We start from the raw sequence: 26,882 nt of genomic DNA, 5'->3' as shown, positions 1-26,882 counted from the left end.
GAGCCCCGGATGACCACCGTCGATCTCTGGCCCGACCTGCTCGGCTGCCTCGACCTCACCCCGCGCGAGCCGGGTGTCTACGAGGGCCGCTCCCAACAACTGGAGTACCGGCGCCTGTTCGGCGGCCAGCTGCTCGCCCAGTTCGCCCGCGCCGCCACCCTGGCCGCCCCCGGCAAGGGCCTGAAGTCCCTGCACACCCAGTTCCTGCGGGAGGGCCGGACCGGTGAGCCGGTGCGCTACACGGCCGAACTCCCGCAGGAAGGCCGGACGTTCGCCGCCGCACGGCTCACCGCCCGCCAGGGGCACGGGATCGTCGCCGTGGCCAACGCGAGCCTGCATGTGTGGGAGGAGGGCCCGGACCGGCAGACCGTCGACCCGGTGCCCGCGCTCCCCGGCCCGGAGCACGGCGCCGGACTCCCGCTGCTCCCCTGGGAGTCACGGGCGGCGACCGACCTCGACACCGAGAAGGCCGAGCCGCCCGTCTTCGAACTGTGGACCCAGGTGCCGAAGGTGCGGTGGCCGCTGGCGCCGGCCCTCCTCGCGTACGCCACGGATCTCACCCCGATCGGCACCGCCCTGCGGCCGGTGGCCGGGGTGACCCAGACCGACTCCGGGCGGGCGTTCGTCTCGGCGGTCACCTCGCACACGGTGTGGTTCCACCGCCCGGCCGAACTCGGCGACTGGCTCCTCCTGCGCCAGCACAGCCCCGTCGCCGCCCACGGCCGCTGCTTCGGTCGCGGGGACGTACTGACCGGCGAGGGCACCCTGGTGGCGTCGTACGCGCAGGAGGCGCTGCTGCGGTTCCTGTGAACCGCAGCGGTTCAGGGCGCGGGGACCTCCACCACCACCGCCGAGCCCATCCCCCCGCCCGCGCACATCGACGCCACCCCCACTCCGCCGCCCCGGCGGCGCAGTTCGTGGACGAGGGTGACCAGCATGCGGGCGCCGGAGGCGGCGACCGGGTGGCCGAGGGAGCAGCCGCTGCCGTTGACGTTGACCGTGTCGGCGTCGAGGCCGAGGCGGTGGATCGCGGCGACGGGGACCGAGGCGAAGGCCTCGTTGATCTCGAAGAGGCCGACGTCGGCGACGGACATCCCGGCCCGGGCGAGGGCCTTGGGAATGGCCCGCACCGGGGTCAGTCCGGTCTCCGCGGGGTCGGCGGCGACCGAGGCCCACGCGCGGACGGTGGCGAGCGCGGGCAGGCCCGAGCGGTCGTCGGCCACGGCGAGGACCGCCGCCGCGTCGTTGGCCCCGGAGGCGTTCCCGGCCGTGATCGAGAAGCCCTCTATCTCCGGGTGCAGCGGCTTCAGCCGGGCCAGCTTCTCGGCGCTGGTGTCGCGGCGCGGGTGTTCGTCGGCCGTGAAGACCCCGTGCGGGGTGTCCAGCGGCACGGTCTCGTCCTTGAAGCGGCCCTCGTCCAGGGCGCGGACGGCGTTGCGGTGGGAGCGCAGCGCCCAGGCGTCCATCTCGGCGCGGCCGATGCCGGCCCGGACGGCCGTGTTCCAGCCGACGGTGATCGACATGTCCAGGTGGGGCGCGTCGGGGCGGTCGGGGTGGGAGGGCGGCACCCAGCGTTCGGTGCCCCGGAAGGTCAGCCGGGGCGCGGTGGACAGGGACTGCGCCCCGCCCGCGAGCACCAGCCGGTCCATACCGGCCCGGATCGAGGCGGCGGCGGTCTGGACGGCGGCCAGGCCGCCCGCGCAGTGCCGGTTCAGGGCCAGCCCCGGTACGTGCGGCAGGCCGGCGGTGAGGGCGGCGTGGCGGGCGACGACTCCCCCGCCGTAGTGCGACTCGGCGAGGACGACGTCGTCCACCCGGTCCGGGTCGAGGCCCTCCGCCACCGCGCCGACCACCCGTTCGGCCAGTTCGTGGGCGGTGGTGTCGCGCAGGGTGCCCTTGAACGCGGTGCCGATCGGGGTGCGCAGGGCGGCGACGATCACGGCTTCAGGCATCGGCGGCCTCCTCCAGTTCGGCGACGAGGGTGCGACGGAGCAGCTTTCCGGTGGCGGTGCGGGGCAGTTCGGGGCGGAAGACGACGGTGTCCGGGGTCCTGGCCGAGCGCAGGCGTGCCTTGGCGTAGGCCCGGATCGCCTCCGGGTCGCCCGCTCCGACGAGGACGGCGACGAGCCGCTGCCCCCACTCCGGATCCGGCACCCCGAGCACGGCGGCCTCCCGTACGCCCGGGTGTCCGAGGAGGACGTCCTCGATCTCGGCCGGGGCGATGTTCTCGCCGCCCCGGATGATGGTGTCGTCGGCGCGGCCCTCGATGTGGAGGTAGCCGCCGGAGTCGAGCCGCCCCCGGTCGCGGGTGGCGAACCAGCCGTCGGTGACGGTGTCCTCGGCGCCCGCGTACTCGCCGGAGATCTGTTCCCCGCGGACGAAGACGAGCCCGGTCGTCCCCGGCGCCAGGACCGTGCCGTCGGCGTCGCGGATCTCGACCTCGACGCCGGGCAGCGGCCGGCCGACCGAGCCGAGCCGCTCACGGACGGCCGGTTCGTCGGAGGCGACGGCCCGCCAGTGGTCGTCGGGGCCCAGCACGCACACCGAGGAGGCGGTCTCGGTCAGTCCGTAGGCGTTGACGAAGCCGGTGTCCGGGAACTGCCGCAGCGCCCGCTCCACCACCGGCCGGGGCGCGCGGGCGCCGCCGTAGGCGAGGCTGCGCAGGCTCGGCGTCCCGGCGGGCGCGTCGCCCAGTTCGGCGCTGATGCGGGCGAGCATGGTCGGCACGAGCATGGCGTGTGTGACGCGCTCGCGGCGTACGGTCGCCAGCCAGCCGGCCGGGTCGAAGGACGCCTGGTAGACGATGCGGCGGCCCGCGTAGAGGTTGGTGAGCAGGTTCATCAGGCCGGCCACGTGGTACGGCGGGAGCGCGACGAGGGTCGCGTCGGACGGGTCGGCGGAGCCGAAGTCCTGCGTGTTGAAGACGTAGGAGAGCAGATGGCGGTGGCGCAGCAGGGCCGCCTTGGGGGCGGCCGTGGTCCCGCTGGTGTAGAGGACGACGGCGGTGGCGTCGCGGTCGTCGGGGGCGGGCCGCGCGGCGGGGTCGCCGGGCGGGGCGAGGAGGCCGTCCAGGTCGTCCGGGCGGAGCAGGGCGGCGCCGGGGTGACGGGCGGTGAGCTCGTCCAGCTGCTCCGGTGCGAGGCGGTAGTTGAGGGGGACGAAGGGGACGCCTGCCAGGGCCGCGCCGAACAGGGCGACGGGGTAGGCGAGGTGGTTCGTCCCCAGGTACAGGACCGCGGAGCGGTCACGGAAGCGGTCGGCCGCGTGGTGCGCGAGGCGCTGGAGTCCGGCGGCGGAGAGCGAACGGCCGCCCTCGGTGACGGCCGGCCGGTCCCCCGCGGATGCGGCCATTTCCAGGATCACGGCTATGTTCATGAGAACGCCATTCTCATACACTCAGAGGCCGACTCGCAAGAGAGGGGAATGACGGTGCTGATCGAAGGTTCCTCGGCCCTGGTGGTCGGCGGCGCGGGCGGTCTCGGCGAGGCGACGGTACGGCGTCTGCACGCGGCCGGGGCCCGGGTCGTGGTGGCCGATCTGGCGGACGACAAGGGCAAGGCGCTCCAGGACGAGCTGGGGGTGCGGTACGTGCGCACCGACGCCACCGACGAGGAGTCGGTGGCGTCGGCGGTGCGGGAGGCGGCGGACGCGGGGGCGTTCCGGATCGCGGTGGACTGTCACGGCGGCCCGGCGAGCGGCGGCCGGCTGGTCGGCAAGGACGGCTCACCCCTCGCGCTGGAGGGGTTCCGTACGACGGTCGACGTCTATCTGACCGGCGTGTTCAACGTCCTGCGGCTGGCCGCCGCGGCCATCGCCCGCACCGCGCCCCTCGACGGGGACGGCGGGCGCGGGGTCGTCGTCACCACGTCCTCCATCGCGGCGTACGAGGGGCAGATCGGCCAGCTTCCCTACGCGGCGGCCAAGGGCGGGGTGTCCGCGATGACCCTGGTGGCCGCCCGGGATCTGTCCCCGCTCGGCGTCCGGGTCGTCTCGGTGGCGCCGGGCACGATCCTCACCCCCGCCTACGGCAAGGCGGGCGGGCAACTGGAGGCGTACTGGGGGCCGCAGGTGCCCCACCCGCGTCGGATGGGGCGCCCCGAGGAGTACGCGGCCCTGGTCCAGCACCTGTGCGAGAACGACTACCTCAACGGTGAAGTGGTGCGCCTGGACGGCGCGTTGAGATTCCCGCCGAAATAGGACCGGCTCAGTCGGCGTCCATCTCCTGCCGCGCCTTCGCCCACAGCCAGCCCGCGTAGCCGTGCAGTCCCTCGCCGAGCCCGCGGTTCATCCTCCCGGCGAGGGCGCGGGCGTAGCTGCCCTCCAGGAGGGCGGCGAGGCGGAAGCAGGCGAGGACCTGGTACCAGCGGAAGCCGGAGACGTCGCGGCCGGTGCACTCGCCGTAGCGGGCGACGAGTTCGGCACGGCCGGGCACCCCGTCCCAGGGCTGGAACTGGGGGTCGCTGCCGGGCGGGTCGCTCTTCTCGCGCCAGGCGGTGAGGATCCAGGCGAGGTCGAGGAGGGGGTCGCCGAGGGAGGCCATCTCCCAGTCGACGATCGCGGCGAGCCGGGGGGCGTCATGGGCGAACATGACGTTGGCGAACTGGAGATCGCCGTGGACGATCCCGGTGGCGCTCTCCTTGGGGGTGTGCGCGGCCAGCCAGTCGGCGACCGGGTCGACCTCGGGGGACTCGCCCTCGCGGTAGCCGGGGGTGTCGCGGTAACCGTGCAGCATCTTCAGGTACTTGGGCGTCTGGCGCTCCAGCCAGCCCTCGGGCCGGCCGAGATCGGCGAGTCCGTGCCGGGCCGGGTCGACGGCGGCGAGCCGCGCTGCGCCGTCGACGAGGGCGAAGGCCAGCGAACGGCGCCACCCGGCGTCCCGCGCGTACCGGCCGGGGAGCGTGCCGCGCGGGGCGAAGCCGTCGATCTTCTCCAGGACGGAGAAGGGCCCGCCGAGCACGTCGTCGTCGAGCACGCTCGCCCGCAGCCGGGGGTGCGGTACGTCGGTGCCGGCGAGGGCGGCGAGGACGCGGCTCTCGCGACGGAACGCGTCGGAGGCGCCGGAGCGCAGATGGCGGCCGGGGCGGCGCAGGACGAGTGCGGTGCCGTCGGCGCGGCGGAGGGTGAACAGGAGGTTCTGGGCGCCGCCGGTGAGCGGTTCGAGGGCGGTCACGGGTCCGTCGCCGGGGAGGCCGTCCAGGCCCGTCCAGGCGTTGAGCCGGTCGAGGTCGGCCTCGAGGCCTGCCGTGAGGTCGTCGCCGGTCACCAGGTCACCGCCGTCTCGGGAAGGCGGTCCGCGTACCGGGCGCGGGCCGCGGCCAGCCGGGTGGGCAGATGGGCGGAGCCGAAGAGCGGGTCGTCGGCCGGTTCGGCGCCCTTGAGCAGCAGCCGGGCCACGACGTCCTGGTGGGCCTCGGTGGGGCCGTCGGCGACGCCCAGCGTCGGTCCGGAGTGCCACATCCTGGTCAGCGGCAGTTCGTTGGAGACGCCGAGGGCCCCGTGCAGATGGAGGGCGCGGTAGGCGACGTCGACCAGGACCCTCGGGGTGGCGACCTTCACGCCGGAGACATGGAGGCGGGCGCGGCGGGCGTCGGCGCGGTCGCCGGTGCGGGCGGCCCTGTCCATGTGCCAGGCGGCGTGCAGGACTTGCAGCCGGAACTGCTCGATCTGGATCCAGGTGTCGGCGAGTTGGTGGCGCACCGCCTGCTGGTCGGCGAGGGGGCCGCCGCGGGTGCGGCGGGAGGCGACGCGCTCGGTCATCATCTCCAGAGCCTTCCGGCACTGGCCGACGGAGCGCATCGCGTGGTGCAGCCGGCCGCCGCCGAGGCGGGTCTGGGCGATCAGGAAGCCGGAGCCCGGTTCGCCGAGGAGGTTCTCGGCGGGGACCCGGCAGCCGGTGAAGCGCAGATAGCCGTGCACGCCCTCGCCGAGCGGCTCGCCGCCCATGCCGGTGCCGCGCACCATCTCCATGCCGGGCGTCCCGGCCGGGATCAGGATCATCGAGGCGCCCTGGTGGACGGGCACGTCCGGGTCGGTGATCACCATGGCGATGACGAAGGCCGCGAGCGGGTAGTTGGAGGCGAACCACTTCTCGCCGTCGATCACCCACTCGTCGCCCTCGCGGACCGCCGTGCAGGTGAAGCCGCCGGGGTCGGCGCCGCCGGTCGGTTCGGTCATCGCGAAGGTGGAGACGATCCGCCCGTCGAGGAGCGGTTCGAGGTACTCCTTGCGCTGCTCCTCGGTGGCGTAGTGGGCGAGGATCTCCGCGTTGCCGGAGTCCGGGGCCTGGGTGCCGAAGCACATGGGCGCCCAGCTCGACCGGCCGAGGATCTCGTTCAGCAGGCCGAGGTGCACCTGCCCCATCCCCATCCCGCCGAGCGCGGGCGGCAGATGGGCGGCCCACAGCCCCTGCTCGCGCACCCGCCGCTGCAACGGCCGTACGACCTCACGGAAGACCTCGCTCCCCCGGTCGTAGGGCTCGGCATGACCCGGGAACAGCACGTCCAGCGGCTCTATCTCCTCACGGACGAGTCGCGCGGCCCAGTCGAGTTTCTCCTGGAACGCGTCGTCGGTACTGAAGTCCCACATGACGCACCCTCCCACGTTGAATCCCTCGTTCACCCATGTTCAGAATGCTATTCTGCACGAGCGAGAACGATACTCTCCCTCACGAGAACACTCCAGGAGGCGGCGGGATGGGATACGCGGACGAGCTGTTCGACCTCACCGGCCGGGTCGTGCTGGTGACCGGCGGCAGCCGCGGGCTCGGGCGGGCCATGGCGTTCGGCGCGGCCCGCTGCGGCGCCGACGTGGTGGTGGCCAGCCGCAAGTACGAGGTCTGCGCGGCCGTGAGCGAGGAGATCGAGCAGGAGACCGGACGCCCGGCCCTGCCGTACGGCGTCCACGTGGGCCGCTGGGACGAACTGCCGGGCCTGGTCGACGCGGTGTACGACCGCTTCGGCCGGCTGGACGCGCTGGTCAACAACGCGGGGATGTCCCCGGTCTACGACGACCTCACCACCGTGACGGAGCGGATGTTCGACGCGGTGCTGGACCTCAACCTCAAGGGCCCGTTCCGGCTGTCGGTCCTCGCGGGCACCCGGATGGCGGAGGCGGGCGGCGGCACGATCGTCAACGTCAGCTCCACGGGCTCCGTGCGGCCCCGCCCGGCGATCGTGCCGTACGCGGCGGCGAAGGCAGGTCTCAACGCGATGAGCGAGGGCCTCGCCCACGCCCTGGGCCCGTCCGTGCGGGTCAACACCCTGATGTGCGGCCCGTTCGCGACCTGGGCGACCCGGGGCTGGCAGGAGGACCCGGAGCAGCTCGCCGAGGGGGTCCGTCCCCATGCCCTGCGGCGCATCGGCGCCCCGGACGAGATCGTCGGCGCGGCGCTCTACCTGCTGTCGGACGCGTCCTCGTACACGAGCGGGGCGACCCTGCGGGTGGACGGCGGGATGCCGTAGGACCGCCCGGCGGCACGCCGAAACCCCCTGAGCCCGGCACGGCGAGTCAGGTCAGATCGCCATGCTCGCCGAGCGCGGGCGGCGGGCCGTACGACGGCGTGTGTCCCGGGATGCCGAATGGGCTGCCCACCAGGCGGTGGCCGCCTGCCTCGACGACCGCGCCCGGTGTCGCGGCCAGGGCCTCGGGGAGGGTGCGTACAGCCGCCGCGGGCACCCGCAGCGGTCGGAGCCGGGCCTCCCAGCCGGCCGCCGTGTCGGCGGCGAGGGCCTTCGTCACGGCGGTGACGACCTCCTCGCGGCGGGCCGCGCGCTCGGCCATCGTCGGGTAGCCCTCGATGCCGGCCTCGGTGGCGAAGGAGCGCCAGAAGCCGTCGTGGGTGATGAAGAGGGCCAAGTGGCCGTCAGCGGTGGGGAAGAGCTGGGCCGGGACGTAGTAGGCGTGGGCGCCGCCGAGGCGGCGGGGCGCGCGGCCCTCGTTCAGCCAGGCGGCGGCATGGTAGTTGAGCTGGGACAGCATCACGTCCCGCAGCGAGACCTCCAGTTGGCCACCGCGCCCGGAGTGCACCTGCGCCAGCAGGCCCAGGGCCGCCGCGAGGCCGGCGGAGTTGTCCGCCGAGGAGTAGCCGGGCAGCAGGGGCGGGCCGTCCGGGGCGCCGGTCAGGGCCGCGATGCCGGTGGCGGCCTGGACGACGTAGTCGAAGGCGGGCGCGTCGCCCGCGTCCATGCCCCAGCCGGTGAGGATCACGCACACCAGCCGCTCGTTCCAGGGCGCGAGCGCCTCGTAGGTGAGGCCGAAGCGGTGGACGGCGGAGGGCTTGAGGTTGACCAGCAGGGCGTCGGCGTCCCGGACCAGGTCGCGCAGGTGCTCCTGGCCCCGCGCGGTCGCCAGGTCCACGCGCACCGAGCGCTTGCCCCGGTTGAGGCTGGCGAAATAGGCGTCCGAGACCTGCCGGGAGAGGTCCCCGCCGGGCGGCTCGACCTTGGTGACCCGTGCACCCAGGTCGGCCAGGAGCATGGTGGCGTAGGGGCCCGCGAGGATGTGGCCGACCTCCAGGATCCTGAGGTCCGCGAGGGGTCCGGTCATCGGAAGGCCGCCGCGAGGGCCGCCACCGCGTCCCGGGTGCGCAGTTTCGAGGCGAGGAGTTCCTCCCGGCCGTCGCCGATCGGCAGCAGGCGGACCGACAGGTCCGTCACCCCCGCGTCCGCGAACCGCCTCAAGCGGGTCTCGAGGGCCGCCTCGTCGCCCGCCGCGCACAGGTCGCCCACGTCACGGGCGTCGCCGTACTCCAGCAGCCGCTGGTAGTTGGGCGAGATCTCGGCCTCGCCGAGGATGCGGTGGGCGCGCTCGCGGGCCGCGTCCACCTCGTGGGGCGCGCACAGGCAGACGGGGATGCCCGCGACGATCCGCGGGGCGGGCCGGCCCGCCGACTCCGCCGCCTTGGAGAGGACCGGGACGACATGCTCGGCGACCGCCCGCTCGTCGGCCATCCACAGGATCGTGCCGTCGGTCCGCTCCCCCGCGACCCTCAGCATCACCGGGCCCAACGCCGCCATCAGCACGGGGAGTGGGGCGACCGGGGCGATCGTCAGCGGGTTGTGGACCCGAAAGCGTTCGTTCTCCACGTCCACCGAGGCCGTCCCGCTCACCGCCGTGGTCAGCACATCGAGGTAGTCGCGGGTGTACGCGGCGGGCTTCTCGTACGGCACCCCGAGCATGTCCCGCACGATCCAGTGGTGCGAGGCGCCGACCCCGAGCGCGAGCCGGCCGCCCGCCGCCGCGTGCGCGGACAGGGCCTGCCGGGCCAGGGCGACGGGGTGCTGGGCGTGCACCGGGACGACCGCGGTACCGAGTTCGATGCGCGAAGTGGCCTGGCCCATCAGGGAGACGGCGGTCAGCGCGTCGAAGTCCGTGGGCACCTGCGGGACCCACACCGTGTCGAAGCCGGCCTCCTCCGCCCAGCGGGCGTCCTCGACCATCCGTGCCGCCTTGTGCGCGGCGTCGCCCCGCTCGGGGCCGCTCATCACTCCGACTCGCATGTCGGTCCTTCCTGTTCGTGAGGGCGGTCGGTAAGGGCGCGGATGTCCGCGACGATGACGTCGAGCGGGGTGCCGGTCGGGTACACGGCGGCCGCTCCGGCCGCGCGCAGCCGAGGAACGTCCCCCGCCGGGATGGTCCCGCCGACGACGACCGGGATGTCCTCCCCGCCGGCCGCCCGCAGCGCCTCGACCGTGCGCCGGGTCAGCGCCAGATGCGCCCCGGACAGGATCGACAGCCCGACGAGGGCCACGTCCTCCTGTACGGCGGTGGCGGCGATGTCGTCGACACGGCGCCGGATGCCGGTGAAGACGACCTCGAACCCGGCGTCGCGCAGCCCGCGCGCGACGAGTTTGGCGCCCCGGTCGTGACCGTCGAGACCGGGCTTGGCGACCAGCACCCGGGTGGGCATCAGAACACCACCGGCTGCCGGAACTCGCCCCACACCTCGCGCAGGGCCCCCGCCATCTCCCCCACCGTGCAGTAGGAGGTGGCGCAGTCGATCAGGGGTCCCATCAGATTGGCGTCTCCTTCGGCGGCGCGCTTCAGCTCCGTCAGCCGCGCCCGGACGTCGGCCGCGCCGCGCTCCGCCTTCACCCGGGCCAGCCGCTTCCGTTGCCGTTCGCGGCCCTCGGCGTCCAGTTCGTAGGCCGCGAGATCGGGCGGCGGCTCGTCGGCCGTGAACCGGTTGACCCCCACCACCGGCCGCTCACCGGAGTCGACCGCCCGGTGCAGCCGCCACGCCTCGTCGGCGATCAGCCCCTGCAGATACCCGTCCTCGATGCACCGGACCATGCCGCCGTGCGCCTCCAGATCGGCCATGACCCGCTCGATGCGTTCCTCGGTGGCGTCGGTCAGCGCCTCCACGAAGTACGAACCGCCCAGCGGGTCGGCGACCTTGGTCACGCCGGTCTCGTGGGCGAGGATCTGCTGGGTGCGCAGGGCGAGCGTGGCGGACTCCTCGCTGGGCAGGGCGAACGGCTCGTCCCAGGCGGCGGTGAACATCGACTGCACCCCGCCGAGGACGGAGGCGAGCGCCTCGTAGGCGACCCGGACGGTGTTGTTGCGGGCCTGCGGCGCGTACAGCGAGGCGCCGCCCGCGACACAGCCGAAGCGGAACATGCCGGCCTTGTCGGTCTTCGCGCCGAACCGCTCGCGCACCAGGGTGGCCCAACGCCGTCGGCCCGCACGGTACTTGGCGATCTCCTCGAAGAACTCGCCGTGGGTGTAGAAGAAGAAGGAGATCTGCGGGGCGAACTCGTCGATGGTCAGGCGTCCCCGGGCGAGGACGGTCTCGCAGTACGTCACCCCGTCGGCGAGCGTGAACGCCATCTCCTGGACGGCGGTGGCGCCCGCGTCGCGGAAGTGGGCGCCGGCGACGGAGATCGCGTTGAAGCGGGGCACCTCGGCGGCGCAGAACTCGACGGTGTCGGCGATCAGCCGCAGCGAGGGCTCGGGCGGCCAGATCCAGGTGCCGCGCGAGGCGTACTCCTTGAGGATGTCGTTCTGGATGGTCCCGGTGAGCCTCGCGCGCGGGATGCCGCGCTTCTCGGCGGCGGCCACGTACAGGGCCAGCAGGATCGCCGCGGTGCCGTTGATGGTGAAGCTGGTGCTGACGCGGTCCAGCGGGATGGTGTCGAAGAGGATCTCGGCGTCGGCGAGGGTGTCGACGGCGACGCCGACCCGGCCGACCTCGTCGGTGTACTCGGGGTCGTCGGAGTCGTAGCCGCACTGGGTGGGCAGGTCGAGGGCGACGGACAGTCCCGTGCCGCCCTGGTCGAGGAGGTAGCGGTAGCGGCGGTTGGACTCCTCGGGGGTGCCGAAGCCGGAGTACTGGCGCAGGGTCCAGGTGCGGCCCCGGTAGCCGGTGGGGTAGTTGCCACGGGTGAAGGGGAAGACGCCCGGGGCGGGCGGCTCGGCGCGCCGGTCGCCGGGGCCGTAGACCGGCTTCAGCGGGATCCCGGAGGCCGTGGTGTCGTCGTTGGTCATGCCAGCTCGTCCTTCATCACCTTGCCGGTGGCGTTCAGCGGCAGTCCGGTGCGGAACTCGATCCGCCGGGGCACCTTGAAGCCGGCCATGCGCTCCTTCGCCCAGGCGATCAGCTCGGCCTCGGTGACCGGTCCGCGCGTCACCACGAACGCCTTGCCGACCTGGCCGAGCCGCTCGTCGGGCACGCCGATCACGGCGGCCTGGGCGACCGCGGGATGGCGCATCAGGAAGCCCTCGATCTCGGCCGGATAGGCGTTGAAGCCGCCGACGACGAACATGTCCTTCTTGCGGCCGACGATCCTGAGGCGGCCGTCGGCGTCGAGTTCTCCGAGGTCGCCGGTGTGCAGCCAGCCGTCCGGATCGATCGCCTCGGCGGTGGCGGCGGGGTCGTCGAGATAGCCGCGCATCACGCCGTACCCCCGCACGAGGACCTCGCCGTCGTCGGCGACGCGGATCTCGAAGCCCTCGCAGGGGCGGCCGACGGTGGTGGCGACGGCCTCGTGGGGGTCGCCGGGGCGGGAGGCGGTGACGGTGCCGGCCTCGGTGAGGCCGTAGCCGGTCATCAGATGGCGGAACGGCAGTTCGGCGGTGATCCGGCGGACCAGCTCGACGGGGATGTCGGCGGAGCCGGTGACCGCGACCCTGAGGGAGGACAGGTCCCGTCCGCCGCCCGCCCGGAGGAGGGAGTGGTAGAGGGTCGGCGGGCCCGGCAGGACCGTGACCCGTTCCTTCTCGACCAGCTCCAGCACCCGGTCGGTGTCGAACACGGCCAGCGGCAGCACGGTCGCGCCCCGGATCATCGAGGCGACCAGGCCCGCCTTGTAGCCGAAGATGTGGAAGAACGGGTTGACGATCAAGTAGCGGTCGCCGGTGCGCAGTTGCGCGAGGTCGCACCACTCCGCGTAGAGCCGCAAGGTCTGGCCGTGGGTGGTCATCACGCCCTTGGGGCGGCCGGTCGTCCCGGAGGTGAAGATGATGTCCGCGAGGTCGTCCGGGCCGGTCCCGCGCTCCAGCGGCTCTCCCGAGCCGAGGAATCCGTCCGTGCGCAGGTCGATGACCGGGACGCCGGGCGGGCCGGTGAACTCCCGGTCCAGGAAGCCGCCTTGCACCAGCAGCAGCTTGGCGCCGCTGCGCACGACGATGTCGTGCGCCTCCTCGTCGCGGAAGCGGGTGTTGACCGGGACGAGGACCCCGCCGGCCGTGAGCAGGCCGAACGCGGCGACGATCCACTCGGCCGAGTTGGGCGCCCACAGCGCCACCCGGTCGCCGGGGCCGACGCCCGCCGAGGCGAACGCCCCTGCGGTGCGCCGGACCTGGTCGGCCAGTTCGGCGAAGCTCAGCCGCCGGTCGCCGTCGACCACGGCCTCGGCGTCGCCGAAGCGCTCGGCGGCGTCCCGCACCAGCGCGGGAATGCTCGGCCATCGCACTGTCGTACCCCGCCGTCTCATCCGTCGATCAGGCGGGCCAGATTGCCGCCCATGACCTTCGCCTTGTCCTCCTCGGTGAGCTTCACCAGGTGGTCGACGTAGGTGACCGGATCGGCCAGGCCCTCGGGGTGCGGGTAGTCGGAGCCGAACAGGACGCGCTCGATGCCGATGAGTTCGCCGAGGGCGGCCATGTCCTCCTCCCAGAACGGGCTGATGTGGATGTTCCGCTTGAAGACCTGGACCGGGTCCTCCCGGAACTCGTGCGGCATCTTCTTGTACACGTCGGCGAGCCGGTCCAGGACGGGCAGCACCCAGGAGGCGCCGTTCTCGATGACGGCGACCTTCAGTTCGGGGAAGCGGGAGAGCGCGCCGTGGCAGATCAGCGAGGACACCGCGTCCTCGATCGGCCGCCACTCGTTGACCTGCCGGAACGCGTTGGGCTTGAACGGCAGGAACTCGCGCCGGTTGCCCTCCCAGTCGCCTGCGTAGTTCGCGTAGCCGGAGTCGGAGGAGTGGAAGGCGACCAGGACACCCGTCTCCACCACCCGCTTCCAGAACGGGTCGAACTCCGGGAGCGCGAAGGACCGGGTGCCGCCGAAGCCGGGGACCGGGGCGGGACGGATCAGGATCGCGCGGGCGCCGCGCTCCACCACCCAGTTCAGCTCGTCGATCGCCTTCTCCACGATCGGCAGCGTGATGACGGGGACGGTGAAGATCCGGTCCTTGTAGGCGAAGCCCCAGGTCTCGTGCAGCCACTGGTTGAGGGCGTGGATGACCGCGTGGATCAGCTCCGGGTCGTCCTTCATCCGCTCCTCGATGAGGCTCGCGAGCGTCGGGAACATCAGGCTGCGGCCGATGCCGAGGTCGTCCATGAGGGCGAGCCGCGGGGCCGGTTCACGGAAGGCGGGGACCGAGCGCATGGGCTCGCCGAAGATCTCCCGGCGGGTCTTGCCGTCGGGGTTGCCGACCTTGAAGTACTCCTCCATGGCGCCCGGGCGGGCCACCACGTCGAAGGTGGGGTTCGGGATGTACTCGCTGATCTGCCCACGGATCGCGATCTTCGTGCGGCCGCGGACGTTCACGTACTCGATCGCCCCGTCGTACTCCTTCGGGAGGTACCGGGTGAGCGCTTCCTGCGTCTCGTAGAGGTGGTTGTCCGCGTCGAACAGCGGATACGCGAGATCACGAGAGGGCATGGGAGATCCTCCTTCGCCAATATCGAGAATCGTATTCTCACTCCAGTGAAGTGGCAATGCTGTGGCGGAGTGCGAACTTCTTGACCTTGCCGCTCGGGGTGCGGGGGAAGTCCACGACGGTGTGCACCTGTTCGGGCCACTTCTGCCGGGCCATGCCGGAGCGCCCGAAGTGCAGCCGCAGCTCGGCGAGGCCCGGCGCCGACCAGCCGGGCAGCATCCGCAGCACGGCGGCGGCCCGCTCGCCGAGCCGCGGGTCGGGCGCGGCGACGACCACCGCCTCCGCCACGCCCGGCAGGCCCAGCAGGACCTCCTCGACCTCCAGGGCGCTGATGTTCTCGCCGCCCCGGATGATGACGTCCGCCTTGCGGTCGGTGATCGACAACCAGCCGTCGTCATCCACGACGCCCATGTCGCCCGTGCGGTACCAGCCGTCCTCGTCGAAGGCGGCGGCGGTCAGGGCCGGATCGGTGTAGCCGAGGCAGAGGTCGGGACCGCGGGTGAGGATCTCGCCGTCGCCGTCGAGCCTCAACTCCACGCCGGGCAGCGGGAGTCCGTCGGTGTGCAGCCGCTTGGCGGCCGGTCCGTCGTACGGGGTGCAGGTCACCGAGGGATGCTCGGTGGAGCCGTACGCCCGGAACACCGTGATGCCCAGACCCTCCAGCCGGGTGGTCACGGCGGAGGCGACGGACGCGCCGCCGAGGCCGGCGTACCGCAGCCGGGCGAGGTGCTCGGGCGCGCAGTCGGGGTGGTCGAGCAGGCTCGTCATGTAGTACGTCGCGCCGCCGCCGACGGTCAGCCCCTCGTCCTTCATCAGTGTCAGCGCACGGGCGGGGTTCCAGGTGTCGCCGAGATGGACCGGGGTGCCGTCGAGCACGGGGATGAGGAAGGCGTTGACCATGCCGATGAAGTGGCCGACGGGGGCGACGGTGAACTGGCGGCCCCGGTCGGGCGGGTAGCTCGCGGCGAGCTGGCGGGTCTCGAAGCCGAGGGTGCGGTGGCTGTGGATCACGCCCTTGGGGTCGCGGGTGGTGCCGGAGGTGAAGGCGATCAGGGCGGGGGCGTCCGGGTCGACGGGGCGGGTGCCGGGCAGCGGCTCGTCGGCGAGCAGTTCGTCGAAGTCCCGGCCGACGACACCGACGACCGGCACGCAGGCGCACAGTTCCGGGTCGAAGACGAGGCGTCCGAAGCGTTCGGCGGCGAAGAAGGCCTTCGGGCGGGTGGCCTCGACGATGTACCGGACCTCCTTCGGGCCGTAGAAGTGGACCACCGGGACGACGACCGCGCCGAGGAAGGCCGAGGCCCAGAAGACGGCCGCCGCCTCGGTCCAGTTGGGCAGCTGCATGACGATCACGTCACCGGGGCCGACGCCGCGCGCCGCGAGTCCGCCGGCGAGCCGCCGGGCCAACTGCTCGACCTGCGCGAACGTGCCCGCCCAGGGCCGCACCTCGGAGTGGACCCGGAACTCGGTGTCCCCCGCCGCGGCCAGCCCCTTCGCCAGCAGGTCGCCGAGGGTCTCACGGGTCCACCACCCCTCGGCCTCGTAGCGCGCGGCCAGTTCGGGCGGGACCGGCCGCAGGGCGCCGGAAGGGAAGGTCGGCATGAAGGGGATCGCCTCCTCTGCTGCGGGAGAACCGCGGGAGAACCACGGGAGAACCGCATTCACGAGAATTGCACTCTCGCACAACGAGAAGGTAACTTCCATACATGGCACGCGACCACGGCTTCCATCCGGTGCGGATCACCCGGATCGTCGACGAGACGCCGGATGTGCGCACGTTCGCCCTCGACGCCGGATTTCCCTACCGGGCGGGGCAGTTCCTGACGTTCCGGCTGCGCGGCACCCTGCGCAGCTACTCGATGTCGAGCTCCCCCGACACCGACGGCGAGCTGTGCGTGACCGTCAAACGGGTGCCGGGCGGACTGGTGTCCGGCTGGATGCACGACGCGCTGCGGCCCGGGGACGTCCTGGAGGTCACCCGGCCCGGGGGATCGTTCTGTCTGCGTCCCGACGCGGGTGACCGCCCCCTGGTCGCGTTCGCCGGCGGCAGCGGCATCACCCCCGTGTTCTCCCTGGTGAAGAGCGCCCTGGCGACGACCGCGCGGCCCGTGCGGCTGCTCACCGCCCACCGCGACGCGCCGGCCGCGATCTTCCGCGCCGAGCTGGAGGAGCTGGCGGGCCGCCGTCCGGGGCGGCTCACCGTGCGGCAGCACTTCGACGACCGCCACGGCCTCGTCACGGCCGGACGGGTCCGCGACCTCGCGGGCGACGGCTCGGCCGACTTCTACGTGTGCGGGCCGCAGCCGTTCATGACCCTGGTCGAGGAGACGCTCATCACGCAGGGGGTCCCCAGGGAGCGGATCGTCGTCGAGCGCTTCACCCCGGCGAACGGCTCGGCGGCCCCGCCCGCACCCCCGGCCGACGGCACGGTCACCGTCGTCCTGCGAGGTCAGCGGCGCTCCGTGCCGCGGCGGACGGGCGAGACCCTGCTCCAGAGTGCCCGCCGCGCCGGGTTCACCCCGCCCTTCTCCTGTGAGTCGGGCGACTGCGCGACCTGCATGGCCAGGGTCACGGCGGGGGAGTCAAAGATGCGGGTGAACAACGCCCTCGACGCCGACGAAGTCGCCGAGGGGTATGTGCTCACCTGCCAGGCGGAGCCGGCCTCGCCGGACGTGACGGTGGAGTACGAGGACTGACATGGTCGAGCTGGAGATCGAGAACGGGCTCGCCGTCGTCACCATCGACCGGCCGCACGCCCGCAACGCCGTCGACCTCACGACCATGGGCGAGCTGGAGAAGGCCCTGGACGCGGCCGGGGGCGCCCGTGCGCTCGCGGTGACCGGGGCCGGCGACAAGGCGTTCGTGTCCGGCGGCGACCTCAAGGAGCTGGCCCGGCTGCGCACCGAGCCGGAGGCGGCGGAGATGGCGCTCAGGATGCGCGCCGTCTGCGACCGCATCGCCGCCTTCCCCGGCCCGGTCGTCGCCGCCCTGAACGGGCACGCGTTCGGCGGGGGCGCGGAGGTGGCGGTCGCCGCCGACCTCCGGATCGCCGCCGAGGACGTCCGCATCGGCTTCAACCAGTCCCGGCTGGCGATCGTGCCGGCCTGGGGCGGAGCCGAGCGGCTGGCCCGGCTGGTGGGCCCGGGACGGGCGCTGCTGCTGGCCGGCACCGGCCGGACCCTCGACGCCGCCGAGGCCGAACGCCTCGGCCTGGTCGACCTGGTCCTGCCGCGCGCCGGATTCACCGCCGCCTGGCGGGAGGTGGCCCGCGCGCTGGCGACCGCGCAGGCACGAGAGATCAAGGAGCTGACCACCCGCACGAGAACGCCGGAGGAGGCCGCCGCGGCCTTCGCCCGGCTGTGGGTGGCCGACGAGCACTGGGAAGCGGCCGAGAGGGTGATGTCCCGTGGCAAGTGAAGTCCGCGTCGAGGAGGGTCCGTTCGGGCCGGAGGTCCGCCCGGACGGACCGGTGGAGCAGACCGTGCTGTATCTGCACGGGGACCCGCGGCTCGCGGGCACCCCGCAGGACGCCCTGCCCACCGCCCGTGAACTGGCGCGCACCACCGGGTACGCCGTGCTCTGCGCCCGCTACCGGCCCCGGTTCCCGCAGGCGCTCCAGGACGTGTACGACGCCTGGGAGCACTGCCGGTCCCGGGGCGGCGCCGTCGCGGTGGCCGGCAAACGGCTCGGCGGGGCGCTGGCCGCCGGTCTGCTGCTGCGGCTGCGCGACGAGGGCGCACCCCCGCCCACCTGCGCGGTACTCGTCTCCCCGCTCCTGGACTTCACCCTGGACGCGCCGAGCCTGCTGCTGAACGCGGCCGCCGACCGCACCGTGGACGCGCGGTCGCTCCCGGTGCGGGCGGCGGCGTACGCCGGGCCCACCCCGCGCGCCACTCCCCTGCTCAGCCCGCTGCACGGCAATCTGCACGGCCTGCCCCCGATACAGCTGCACGCGGCCGGCACCGAGGTCCTGCTGGACGACGCCCTGTCCTTCGCGACCCGGGCGGCGCACTCGGGGGTGGCGGTGGACCTGCGGGTGTACGAGGACGCCTCGGCGCTGGGGCTGCGGCAGGCGGGGGCGACGGCGGAGTACCTGATGTCCAGGTGCCGGTCGGGGAACCTCAGTCTTCGTCCAGGATGAACCGCGCCGCCCGCCACGCCAGGGCCATCACGGGCCCGTTGAGGTTCCCGGACACCATCACGGGCAGGACGGAGGCGTCGACGACCCGCAGACGGTCGACGCCCCGCACCCTCAGCCGCCCGTCGGTCACATTGTCCGGGGCGGAGCCCATCGCGCAGGTGCCGATCGCGTGGAACCCGCAGTACCCGCCGTCGAGCGAGCTGCGGAGGATCTCCTCGTCGGTGCCGGTCCCCGGTCCGGGGAAGGTCTCCCGCCGGATCCGTGAGGCGATCGGCTCGGTGGCGAAGAACTCCCGCAGCCGCCGGAAGAGTGCGGCGCCCACCTCGCGGTCGTACGCCGACCGCCAGTACCCGGGGTCGATGTCCAGCCCGGCGTCGGGGCCGGCGGAGGTGATCGCGAGGGAGCCCTCGGAGGTGGGCCGGAGCACCATCGCGCAGGCGGACAGGCCCGGTTCCCGCTCCACCCCGGCGGGTTTCCCGGGCGTCAGCGCGCCGAGCGACCAGGGGGCGAGGAGGATCTCGGCGTCGGGGCGGGCCGCTTCGGGGCGGGTCTTCAGGAAGCCGATCACGTCGTAGGCGGGCCGGGCGAGCGGGCCCTTGCGGGTGAGCAGGTATCCGGCGCCGGTGCGGGCCTGGGCGGGGGCGGTGGCGAGGAGGTGGTTCACGCCGAGGGGGGCGTTCAGCCGGAACCGCAGGGCCAGGCAGCGGTGTTCGCGCAGCCGGGCGCCGACGTGCGGCCGGTCGAGGCGGACGTCGACGTCGGCCCGCCGGAGCGTCTCGGCGGGGCCGACGCCGGACAGCTGGAGCAGCCGGGGGGTGCCGAGGCTGCCCAGGCTGAGGACGACCTCGCGCCGGGCCCGGACGTCCTCCTCGTGCCCTTCCGCGGTGCGGACCCGTACGCCGACGGCCTTGTCGCCGTCGAACAGGACGCGCAGGGCGCTCGTGCGGTGCGCGACGGTCAGGTTGGGGCGGGAGCGGGCCCGGCTCAGGAAGGCGCGGGCGGCGCTGAAACGCCGGCCGGCCTTGATGGTGGCCATGGCGTACCCGATGCGCTCGCCGTCCTCCTCGTTGACGTCGGGGACGGTCCGCAGGCCGAACCGGGCGCCGGTGGCGAGGAGTTCGTCGCACAGCGGGTCCGGGTCGCGCACGCCCGACACATGCAGGGGACCGCCCGCGCCCCGGGTGGCGGTGGCGCCGAACGCGTTGTCCTCCATCGCGCGGAACACGGGCAGGATCTCGTCCCAGCCCCAGCCGGGGTCGCCGAGCTCCGCGAGTGCGTCCCAGTCGGCGCGGGTGCCCCGGTTGTAGACCATGCCGTTGACGGCGCTGGAGCCGCCCAGCACCTTGCCCCGCACCCACACCTCCGGGTTGCCGCCCTCCCTGAGCGGGCGGGTGCGGTAGTGCCAGGAGAAGGCGGGGTCGCCGAAGAGCTTCCCGACACCCTTGGGGATCCTCAGATACGGGTGCCGGCCGGTGCCGCCCGCCTCGATGAGCAGCACCCTGGTCCCGGGGTCGCGCGAGAGCCGGTCGGCGAGCACACAGCCCGCCGATCCGGCGCCGACGACGACGTAGTCGTACATCCGTCTCTCCTCACTGGTCGTCGCGGTACACCCGCCCGTCCTTCATGACGAAGCACACCCGTTCGGTGACCGAGAGGTCGGTGAGCGGGTCGCCGGGGACGGCGACGACGTCCGCGAGGAGTCCCTCGCGCAGCCGTCCGCGGTCGTCGGCGTCGATGAGCCCGGCCGCCACGACGGTCGCGGCGCGCAGCGCGTCGAGCGGCCGCATGCCCCGGTCGGCGAGGGCGAGCAGTTCCTTGGCGCCCCGGCCGTGCGGGATCGCCGGGGCGTCGGTGCCGAGGGCGACCTTGACGCCGTGCCGGATCGCCCGGGCGGTGGACTCGCGGGCGCGCGGGAAGACCTCGGCGGCTTTGGCCCGCAGTTCCGGGTCGGCGTGGGCGGTGTCCATGCCCTCGGTGAGATAGGTCGTGGCGACCAGGAAGGTGCCGCGTTCGGCCATCAGGTCGAGGGTGGCGTCGCTCGCGAGGAAGCCGTGCTCGACGCAGTCGACGCCGGCCTCGACGGCGGCCCGGATCGCGGTGTCGCCCATGCAGTGCGCGGCGACCTTCACCCCGGCCCGGTGCGCCTCGTCGACGATGGCGCGCAGTTCCTCGTCGGAGTACTGCTGGGCTCCGGCCGGTCCGGTGTGCGACATGACGCCGTTGGAGGCGCACACCTTGATCACCCGGGCGCCGTACTTGAGCTGGTACCGGACCGCCCTGCGGACCTCGGCGACACCGTCGGCGATGCCCTCCTCGACGGTCAGCGGCAGCACGCCCGGCGCGAACGCCTGGAACATGGTGGGGTCGAGATGGCCGCCGGTGGGGGCGATGGCGTGGCCGGCGGGGACGATCCGCGGTCCGTCGACCCAGCCCAGGTCGACGGCCTTCTTCAGCGCCACGTCCAGGAGCACGCCTCCGGTCTGCACGAAGAGACCGAGGTTGCGTACGGTCGTGAAGCCGTGGTGGAGGGTGCGGCGGGCGTTGGCGACCGCGCGCAGGGTCCGTACGGCGGGGTCCTCCTGGACCGGGATGAGGGGACTGCGGTGGTCGGGGCCGCCGAGGAAGAGGTTGACCTCCATGTCCATCAGGCCCGGCAGCAGGGTGACGTCCCCGAGGTCGCGCACCACCGTGCCCTCGGGCAGCCGGGCCGGCCGGCCGACCTCGGCGATCCGGTCGCCGACCACCAGCAGCTCGCCGGGTTCGACGAGTTCGCCCTTGTCGACGTCGAGGAGACGGGCGGCCCGCAGCAGGACCGGCGGCGCGGGGGGCCGTCGCATCACACGGCCGGTTCGACGACGGCGTCGATGCTCGACGGACCGCTGTCGGGGACCCGCGGCTGCCCCCAGGCCTCCACGGGGAAGGCGACGGTGATCAGTGAGCAGAACGCCCACAGCAGATGCCGGTCCTCGTCGCCGATGCCGTCGAGCCGGACCTTCTCCAGATACGCGCCGCCCTTCTCCAGGAGCGGGAACGCCACGTCGTAGAAGGCCTGGAGCTCCTCCATGGTGGAGGCGATCCGCTTGGCGTAGCGGGCCCGTTCGCCGTGGATCGCCCAGTCGGCGAAGGGTTCCAGTGCGGCGAACTCGGCGGGAAAGACGTGGGCCATGTCCGGGTGCTCCCTCACTTCGCGTACTCGTCCACGAACCTGCGGGCCGTGGAGTGCAGATGGCGCAGCAGAACCTCCTGGTCGCACAGCGGGAAGCTGTCCAGGGTGCGCGACTCCAGCATGGTCTGGGTGGCTTCGAGGGTGTTGCCGTCCTGGAGGCCGTACTCCTTGAACGACACCACCGCGAGCTCCTGCTGGAGTCGCTGGAAGGCGTTCTCCGGCGGGACGAAGTAGGCGGTGCCCTCGAAGACGTGGGTGTGGTACGAGGTCGGCCAGTAGTGGTAGGTGAGCACCCAGTTGGGCCGCCAGATCAGCAGCATGAAGTTGGGGAAGAAGACGAATGAGTCCATCCCCCAGACCTTGCTGCGGGTCGGGTTGACCGCGGGCGGGAGTTCCTCGGTGGTGACGCCGATGTCGGGGGCCTCCCAGGCGCCGAACAGTCCGCTGCGCAGGGCCCGTTCGACCGGTTTGACCATGGCCCGCTCCTTCGGCGGGGCGATGCCGCCCCAGGAGGAGACCATGCTGTGCGGGCCGTCGATGTCGTACGACAGGGCCTCGTAGCCGTACTTCTTGATCTTGGCGGCCTCTTCGGCGACGTACTGGCCGGAGTGCAGGATCGGCGCGTGGTAGAACTCGGCGAACGCGTCGATGAACAGCTTCCAGTTGCTGCCGATCTCGGCGCGGTACTTGTGCACCTGGGTGAGCTTGTGGAACGGGTAGCCCTCGATCCCGGCGCCGAACCTGCCGAGGTAGTCCCTGAGCGTCTGCGTGTTGTCGGGGTCGAGGTTGACGAAGATGAACCCCTCCCAGACCTCGGTGTGCACCGGCAGCAGTCCGTAGCGGGACTTGTCCAGGTCGAAGAACTCCGACTCCTGCTGGACGAAGGTGAGCCTGCCCTCGAGGTCGTAGCGCCAGGCGTGGTACTTGCAGGTGAAGGCGCGGCAGGTGCCCTTGGTCTCCTCGCGCGGATAGTCGTCCCAGACGAGCTTGTTGCCGCGGTGCCGGCAGACGTTGTGGAAGGCGCGCACCTCGCCGTCCGTGCCGCGCACCACGACCACGGAGGCCCGGGCAGCGTCCAGTTCCTTGGTGAAGTAGCTGCCCTTGCGCGGGAGTTGCTCAACACGGCCGACGTTCAGCCAGGTCCGGCGGAAGATCGCGTCTCGTTCGCGTTCGTAGAACTCCGGTGAGATCGAGTCCGCGTAGGAGACCGGCTCGGTGTCGATCTCGAAGTGCTCGGTCCAACTGCCCTCGGAGGGCTTCGGGAAGTGCGCCATGGAACGGAACCTCCGGTCGGTTGACCTCGTCAAGATAACAGCGATCTCTCTTGAGGAGAATACCGTTTCCGCTTATCGTCGGCAGAGTTCTCGAAGACGCCCGGCCCCGGGAGGACGCACGTGACCGCTGCCCCGCGCCACCAGCACTGGATCGACGGCCGGGACGCGCCGCCGGCCGGCGGGACCTGGCTGACGACGCTCGACCCGGCCACCCGCGCGCCCGGCGACCCGATCGCCGCGGGCACGGCCGCCGACGTGGACCGCGCGGTGGCGGCGGCCGGACAAGCCCGGCACGGCTGGGCCGCCCTCTCCCCCGCCGGACGCTCGGCCGTGCTGCACCGGATCGCCGGCGCGATGGAGGAGGACGCGTCCACGCTGATGCGGCTGGAGCGGGAGTGCACCGGCAAGGTCCCGGCACAGCTCCGCCTGGAGGCCGACCTCTCGGTGCAGTACTTCCGCTACTACGCCGGCGTGGTCCGGGCCGCCGGGCAGGGGCGGGTGATCGAGCAGGGGGCGGGCACGCACACGTACACCCGCCACGAGCCGTACGGCGTCGTCGGGGTGATCACCCCGTGGAACCTGCCCCTGAACCAGGCCTGCCGGGCGCTCGCCCCGGCGCTGGCGGCGGGCAACACGGTGGTGGCCAAGCCCTCGGAGTCCACCTCCGTCTCCACCCTCCACCTGGCCCGGCTCGCCTCCCGCGCCGGACTGCCGGACGGGGTCCTGAACGTGGTCACCGGCACCGGCCCGCAGGCGGGCGCCGCGCTCGCCGCGCACCCGGGGGTACGGCGGCTCGCCTTCACCGGGTCGGTGGCCACCGGGCGGCGGCTCGCCGAGACCGCCGCCGGGCGGCTGATCCCCCTCACCCTCGAACTGGGCGGCAAGTCACCGCTGTTGGTCTTCGCGGACGCCGATCTGGACGGCGCGGTGGCGGCGGCCGTGTCGGCGCTCGCCGCCAACTCCGGGCAGGTCTGCTCGGCGACCACCCGGTTGCTGGTGGAGGAGTCCGTCCACGACGAGGTGGTCCGGCGGGTGGTCACGGCCGTGGAGAAACTCCGACCGGGCGTGGACTTCGGCCCGTTGATCACCGAGGCGCAGTACGCGAAGGTGCTCGGCTTCCTGGCCGGTACCCCGGGGGCGGCGACCGGCGGCGGGCCGTACACCGAGGGGCCGGCCGCGCGCGGGCTCTATGTACGGCCCACCGTGTACCCCCGGGTCGATCCGGGCGCCCGCATCGCCCGTGAGGAGGTGTTCGGGCCGGTGCTGGTGACCCTGCCCTTCCGGGACGAGGCGGAGGCCCTGCGGCTCGCGAACGACACCGACTACGGGCTGGTGGCCGCCGTCTGGAGCGGCGACCTGGCGCGCGGACTGCGGCTGTCCGAGCGCATCGACGCCGGTCAGGTGGCGGTCAACGGCGGCCCCCTGAACGTGGAGACCCCGTTCGGCGGCTACAAGCAGAGCGGGTACGGACGGGAGAAGGGGCTGGCCGCCCTGCACGAGTACACCCAGCTCAAGACGATCAGCGCACGGCTCTGACGAGGAGGCAGCGGATGTACGACGGCGACTGGCAGCGGGCCGCACGGGCGGTGCGCGCGGAGGTCATCGGCGACGACGGCGGCCGGACGGCCCCGCCCGGGGACCCGGTGCCGCGCGAGTACCAGGACTACCTCACCGCGATGGCCTGGGGCGTATGGGCCCGCGGCGGCCCGCTCAGCAGGCGCGACCGCAGTCTGCTGGTGCTGGCGATGACGGCGGCGAACGGCCGGATGGACGAGTTCCGGATCCATCTGCGGGCCTCGGCGAACGCGGGGGTGACGGACGGTGAGGTGAACGAGCTGCTGTACCAGATCACCGCGTACTGCGGCGCCCCGGCGGGGACCGCGGCCCGCTCGGCCATCCGTGAGGTGCGGGCCGCGCGGGAGGGAGCGTGAACGCGCCGGTCGTGGGGTTCGTCGGACTCGGGAACATGGGCGGCGCGCTGGCCGCCAACCTGGTGCGGGCCGGGTTCGAGGTCGTCGCGTACGACGCCGCGGGACCGGACCGCACCCCGCTCGGCGCCCGCTGGGTGCCGGGGCCGGCGGATGTGGCCCGGGCGGCCGACCTCGCCGTGCTGAGCCTGCCCGACGGAACGGTGTGCGAGGAGGTGCTGCGGGACCTCGTGGGCGTCCGCGACCGTCGGGTCACGCATGTCGTGGACACTTCCACGGTCGGGGTCGCGGCGGCGCGCAGGCTGGCCTCGATGGGGCTGGCCTATGTGGACGCGCCGGTGTCGGGCGGCGCGGCCGGGGCCCGCAGCCGGACCCTGATGGTCATGTACGCGGGCACGGACGAGCACTGCGCGCGGGTCGAGCCGGTGCTCGCGGGGCTCAGTGACCGCCGGCGCCGGGTGGGCGACCGGCCGGGCCAGGCGCAGGCGCTGAAACTCGCCAACAACTTCCTGTCCGCCACCGCGCTGGCCGCGACCAGCGAGGCGGTGGCCTTCGGCACGGCGGCGGGGCTGGATCCTGCGGTGATGGTGGAGGTCCTCGACGCCTCCAGCGGACGCAGCGGGGCCACCGCCGACAAGTTCCCGGACGAGGTGCTGACCGGGCGGTACGCGTCGGGGTTCAGCAACACGCTGATGGCGAAGGACGTACGGCTCTATCTGCGCGAGGCCGCGGCTCTGGGCGGCGCGGCGGCGGTGGCCGGGGTGACGCAGGCCGTGTGGGGGGCGTTCGCGGCGGCGCAGCCGGGGGCGGACTTCACCCGGATCTATCCCTACACCGCGGGGACGTCCGGGTCCCCCAGCAGCACCGACAGCACCTCGCGCACGACCTCGGGATAGTGGTCCTCGCCGTCCTGGTCGGCCAGCCACAGCTGGTGGATGCCCTCGACCAGGGCGAACAGCGCGGTGGCGCCGGTACGGGTGTCCAGGCCGCTGGGCAGCCGGTCCCCGTACCGGGCGGCGAGGTGGCCGGCGAGATGGTCCTGGACGGTGCGGCAGCGGTCGCGGACATAGCTGCGGGCCGGCTCCTGGCCGGTCACCGCCTCGGCCAGCACCACGCACTGCACCCGGGCGAGGGAGGGGTGGTCCTGTTCGAAGGCGACGGCCTCGGCGAAGTCGCCGGCCCAGTCCTCGCCCACGTTGCGGTCGGCCAGATGCTCCCGGTTCAACTCGTTGCGGAGGTTCAGCACCTCCAGGAACAGCCGCTTCTTGCTGGGGAAGTAGTGCAGGACGCCCTGCCGGGTGAGCCCGGCGCGCTCGGCGACGGCATCGATCGAGGTGTGCTTGAACCCGCGGTCGGCCAGCACCTCCAGCGCCGCTTCGAGGATCTCCCCACGCCGTGCGGACACCACGGAACGCCCCTTTCCGCCGTTGGACGGGTGCCCGCACACAGTACCGACTCCGGATTGTTCCTCACAGACCCATCGCGGCGAGGGCGGTGCGGGCCGCGTCCCGGGCCGGCCCCGCACCGGCCGTGCCCGCGACCTCGCCGAGCAGGCGTACGTCCTTGGCGAGCAGAGCGCCCGCGTGGGCGGCGATCCGGTCCAGGGTGCCGCCCGCGTCGACGACCCGTTCCAGCGCGAAGCTCGCGGAACTGCCACGCGGGAGGATCCGGCCCAGGCCGTCCCGGTCCAGGCCGAGGCGGTCGCCGAGCGCGAGGGTGTCGGCGGCCAGCCCCAACTGGGCTGTGAACAGAAGGTTGTTGAGGAGCTTGGCGATCTGCCCGGAGCCGGTGGGGCCGAGGTGGACGACGGGGTCGCCGTAGGTGGCGAAGACCGGGCGGCAGGTGTCGTACGCCTTCTCCTCACCGCCCACCATGACGAGCAGGGTGCCCCGCTCGGCGGCCCGGCCGCCGCCGCTGACGGGGGCGTCGAGGACCGTGACCTGCCGGGCGGCGGCCCGCTCGGCCAGCCGGCGGCAGGTGTCGGGGTGGACGGTGGAGTGCACGACGAGGCAGCCGCCGGGGCGCAGCCCCGTGAGGACCTGCTCGCCCACCCCGCGCACATCGTCGTCGTCGACCACGCACAGACACACCAGGTCGGCGGCGGCGCCGAGCGCGGCGGCCGAGCCGGCGGCGCGGGCGGGGGTGCCCTCGAAGGCGGCGAGCGTCGCGGGGCGTCTGGCCCACAGGAGGGTCTCGAAGCCCGCCTCGACGATCCTGCGGGCCATGGGCGCCCCCTGGCTGCCCAGGCCGATGAAGCCGACGCGCATC

Annotated in this window: 26 protein-coding genes; 9 read left to right on the top strand and 17 right to left on the bottom strand. The window is 73.3% G+C overall.

What is annotated here, in order from left to right:
* Positions 1-9 precede the first annotated feature (9 nt).
* Positions 10-810, top strand: a complete 801-nt coding sequence (locus ACYQ8Q_RS39150) for an acyl-CoA thioesterase (protein WP_460071458.1) — start codon at positions 10-12, stop codon at positions 808-810.
* 11 nt (positions 811-821) lie between these two features.
* Here the strand turns inward: ACYQ8Q_RS39150 and ACYQ8Q_RS39145 are convergent, their stop codons facing one another.
* Both ACYQ8Q_RS39145 and ACYQ8Q_RS39140 read right to left on the bottom strand, forming a co-directional pair.
* The gene (locus ACYQ8Q_RS39145) at positions 822-1,952 is read right to left on the bottom strand and encodes a thiolase family protein (RefSeq protein ID WP_460071456.1); all 1,131 of its coding nucleotides are present in this window, start codon (positions 1,950-1,952) and stop codon (positions 822-824) included.
* The gene (locus tag ACYQ8Q_RS39140) at positions 1,945-3,375 is read right to left on the bottom strand and encodes a class I adenylate-forming enzyme family protein (protein ID WP_460071454.1); all 1,431 of its coding nucleotides are present in this window, start codon (positions 3,373-3,375) and stop codon (positions 1,945-1,947) included. The genes ACYQ8Q_RS39145 and ACYQ8Q_RS39140 overlap by 8 nt, the downstream gene beginning before the upstream one ends.
* 54 nt (positions 3,376-3,429) lie before the next feature.
* Between ACYQ8Q_RS39140 and ACYQ8Q_RS39135 the strand changes: the two genes are divergently transcribed.
* Positions 3,430-4,197: an SDR family oxidoreductase gene (locus ACYQ8Q_RS39135; protein WP_460071452.1), complete on the top strand. Its 768-nt coding sequence runs from the start codon at positions 3,430-3,432 to the stop codon at positions 4,195-4,197.
* A gap of 7 nt (positions 4,198-4,204) precedes the next feature.
* Here ACYQ8Q_RS39135 and ACYQ8Q_RS39130 read toward each other — a convergent pair whose 3' ends face one another.
* The gene (locus ACYQ8Q_RS39130; protein WP_460071450.1) at positions 4,205-5,263 is read right to left on the bottom strand and encodes a phosphotransferase family protein; all 1,059 of its coding nucleotides are present in this window, start codon (positions 5,261-5,263) and stop codon (positions 4,205-4,207) included.
* A complete protein-coding gene (locus tag ACYQ8Q_RS39125; RefSeq protein ID WP_460071449.1) occupies positions 5,260-6,585 on the bottom strand; it encodes an acyl-CoA dehydrogenase family protein in 1,326 nt (441 codons plus the stop codon). Before ACYQ8Q_RS39125 ends, ACYQ8Q_RS39130 begins: the two co-directional genes overlap by 4 nt.
* A gap of 107 nt (positions 6,586-6,692) precedes the next feature.
* On the opposite strand from ACYQ8Q_RS39125, the gene ACYQ8Q_RS39120 reads away from it, so the two are divergent.
* Positions 6,693-7,460, top strand: a complete 768-nt coding sequence (locus ACYQ8Q_RS39120) for an SDR family NAD(P)-dependent oxidoreductase (RefSeq protein WP_460071447.1) — start codon at positions 6,693-6,695, stop codon at positions 7,458-7,460.
* Between the two features lie 46 nt (positions 7,461-7,506).
* On the opposite strand, the gene ACYQ8Q_RS39115 is transcribed toward ACYQ8Q_RS39120, so the two are convergent.
* The 7 genes from ACYQ8Q_RS39115 to ACYQ8Q_RS39085 are packed head-to-tail and all read right to left on the bottom strand — an operon-like array spanning position 7,507 to position 15,707.
* Positions 7,507-8,544 carry a CaiB/BaiF CoA transferase family protein gene (locus ACYQ8Q_RS39115; protein ID WP_460071445.1) on the bottom strand — a complete coding sequence of 346 codons (1,038 nt, stop codon included), beginning with the start codon at positions 8,542-8,544 and terminating at the stop codon, positions 7,507-7,509.
* Positions 8,541-9,497, bottom strand: a complete 957-nt coding sequence (locus ACYQ8Q_RS39110; RefSeq protein WP_460071444.1) for a TIGR03564 family F420-dependent LLM class oxidoreductase — start codon at positions 9,495-9,497, stop codon at positions 8,541-8,543. Before ACYQ8Q_RS39110 ends, ACYQ8Q_RS39115 begins: the two co-directional genes overlap by 4 nt.
* A complete protein-coding gene (locus tag ACYQ8Q_RS39105) occupies positions 9,482-9,907 on the bottom strand; it encodes a cobalamin B12-binding domain-containing protein (protein WP_460071443.1) in 426 nt (141 codons plus the stop codon). The genes ACYQ8Q_RS39110 and ACYQ8Q_RS39105 overlap by 16 nt, the downstream gene beginning before the upstream one ends.
* Entirely contained in the window at positions 9,907-11,484 is a 1,578-nt protein-coding gene (locus ACYQ8Q_RS39100) for a methylmalonyl-CoA mutase family protein (RefSeq protein ID WP_460071441.1), read from the bottom strand. The genes ACYQ8Q_RS39105 and ACYQ8Q_RS39100 overlap by 1 nt, the downstream gene beginning before the upstream one ends.
* Complete coding sequence (locus ACYQ8Q_RS39095; RefSeq protein WP_460071440.1) at positions 11,481-12,932, bottom strand: FadD3 family acyl-CoA ligase; 1,452 nt, start codon at positions 12,930-12,932, stop codon at positions 11,481-11,483. The genes ACYQ8Q_RS39100 and ACYQ8Q_RS39095 overlap by 4 nt, the downstream gene beginning before the upstream one ends.
* A complete protein-coding gene (locus ACYQ8Q_RS39090) occupies positions 12,929-14,107 on the bottom strand; it encodes an amidohydrolase family protein (protein WP_460071438.1) in 1,179 nt (392 codons plus the stop codon). The genes ACYQ8Q_RS39095 and ACYQ8Q_RS39090 overlap by 4 nt, the downstream gene beginning before the upstream one ends.
* A 37-nt stretch (positions 14,108-14,144) precedes the next feature.
* Positions 14,145-15,707: an AMP-binding protein gene (locus ACYQ8Q_RS39085; RefSeq protein WP_460071437.1), complete on the bottom strand. Its 1,563-nt coding sequence runs from the start codon at positions 15,705-15,707 to the stop codon at positions 14,145-14,147.
* Between the two features lie 104 nt (positions 15,708-15,811).
* Here ACYQ8Q_RS39085 and ACYQ8Q_RS39080 point away from each other — a divergent pair, with 104 nt between their 5' ends.
* From ACYQ8Q_RS39080 to ACYQ8Q_RS39070, 3 genes are read left to right on the top strand one after another with little or no spacing between them, the layout of a single operon-like run.
* On the top strand, positions 15,812-16,801 hold the full coding sequence (locus tag ACYQ8Q_RS39080) for a 2Fe-2S iron-sulfur cluster-binding protein (RefSeq protein ID WP_460071435.1): 990 nt from the start codon (positions 15,812-15,814) through the stop codon (positions 16,799-16,801).
* Between the two features lies 1 nt (position 16,802).
* Complete coding sequence (locus ACYQ8Q_RS39075; RefSeq protein ID WP_460071433.1) at positions 16,803-17,522, top strand: enoyl-CoA hydratase/isomerase family protein; 720 nt, start codon at positions 16,803-16,805, stop codon at positions 17,520-17,522.
* On the top strand, positions 17,512-18,246 hold the full coding sequence (locus tag ACYQ8Q_RS39070) for an alpha/beta hydrolase fold domain-containing protein (protein WP_460071431.1): 735 nt from the start codon (positions 17,512-17,514) through the stop codon (positions 18,244-18,246). Before ACYQ8Q_RS39075 ends, ACYQ8Q_RS39070 begins: the two co-directional genes overlap by 11 nt.
* Here the strand turns inward: ACYQ8Q_RS39070 and ACYQ8Q_RS39065 are convergent.
* The 4 genes from ACYQ8Q_RS39065 to ACYQ8Q_RS39050 are packed head-to-tail and all read right to left on the bottom strand — an operon-like array spanning position 18,227 to position 22,686.
* Entirely contained in the window at positions 18,227-19,825 is a 1,599-nt protein-coding gene (locus ACYQ8Q_RS39065) for a GMC family oxidoreductase (RefSeq protein WP_460071429.1), read from the bottom strand. The two genes, ACYQ8Q_RS39070 and ACYQ8Q_RS39065, sit on opposite strands and share 20 nt — an antisense overlap.
* A gap of 10 nt (positions 19,826-19,835) precedes the next feature.
* Positions 19,836-21,083: a metal-dependent hydrolase family protein gene (locus ACYQ8Q_RS39060; protein WP_460071427.1), complete on the bottom strand. Its 1,248-nt coding sequence runs from the start codon at positions 21,081-21,083 to the stop codon at positions 19,836-19,838.
* The gene (locus ACYQ8Q_RS39055) at positions 21,083-21,412 is read right to left on the bottom strand and encodes a hypothetical protein (protein ID WP_460071426.1); all 330 of its coding nucleotides are present in this window, start codon (positions 21,410-21,412) and stop codon (positions 21,083-21,085) included. The genes ACYQ8Q_RS39060 and ACYQ8Q_RS39055 overlap by 1 nt, the downstream gene beginning before the upstream one ends.
* A 14-nt stretch (positions 21,413-21,426) precedes the next feature.
* Entirely contained in the window at positions 21,427-22,686 is a 1,260-nt protein-coding gene (locus tag ACYQ8Q_RS39050; RefSeq protein WP_460071425.1) for an aromatic ring-hydroxylating oxygenase subunit alpha, read from the bottom strand.
* Positions 22,687-22,806: 120 nt separating this feature from the next.
* Between ACYQ8Q_RS39050 and ACYQ8Q_RS39045 the strand changes: the two genes are divergently transcribed.
* The 3 genes from ACYQ8Q_RS39045 to ACYQ8Q_RS39035 are packed head-to-tail and all read left to right on the top strand — an operon-like array spanning position 22,807 to position 25,510.
* Entirely contained in the window at positions 22,807-24,222 is a 1,416-nt protein-coding gene (locus ACYQ8Q_RS39045; protein WP_460071424.1) for an aldehyde dehydrogenase family protein, read from the top strand.
* Positions 24,223-24,236: 14 nt separating this feature from the next.
* Complete coding sequence (locus ACYQ8Q_RS39040) at positions 24,237-24,617, top strand: carboxymuconolactone decarboxylase family protein (RefSeq protein ID WP_460071423.1); 381 nt, start codon at positions 24,237-24,239, stop codon at positions 24,615-24,617.
* Positions 24,614-25,510 carry an NAD(P)-dependent oxidoreductase gene (locus tag ACYQ8Q_RS39035; RefSeq protein ID WP_460071422.1) on the top strand — a complete coding sequence of 299 codons (897 nt, stop codon included), beginning with the start codon at positions 24,614-24,616 and terminating at the stop codon, positions 25,508-25,510. Before ACYQ8Q_RS39040 ends, ACYQ8Q_RS39035 begins: the two co-directional genes overlap by 4 nt.
* Here the strand turns inward: ACYQ8Q_RS39035 and ACYQ8Q_RS39030 are convergent.
* Together ACYQ8Q_RS39030 and ACYQ8Q_RS39025 are read right to left on the bottom strand one after the other, a co-directional pair.
* Positions 25,444-26,019 carry a TetR/AcrR family transcriptional regulator gene (locus tag ACYQ8Q_RS39030; RefSeq protein ID WP_460071421.1) on the bottom strand — a complete coding sequence of 192 codons (576 nt, stop codon included), beginning with the start codon at positions 26,017-26,019 and terminating at the stop codon, positions 25,444-25,446. The two genes, ACYQ8Q_RS39035 and ACYQ8Q_RS39030, sit on opposite strands and share 67 nt — an antisense overlap.
* Before the next feature lie 64 nt (positions 26,020-26,083).
* On the bottom strand, positions 26,084-26,881 hold the full coding sequence (locus ACYQ8Q_RS39025; protein WP_460071420.1) for an NAD(P)-dependent oxidoreductase: 798 nt from the start codon (positions 26,879-26,881) through the stop codon (positions 26,084-26,086).
* Between the last annotated feature and the right edge of the window lies 1 nt (position 26,882).

The organism is Streptomyces sp. YKOK-I1 (genome assembly GCF_054660435.1).
This window is presented reverse-complemented; position numbering and strand designations above follow the sequence as displayed.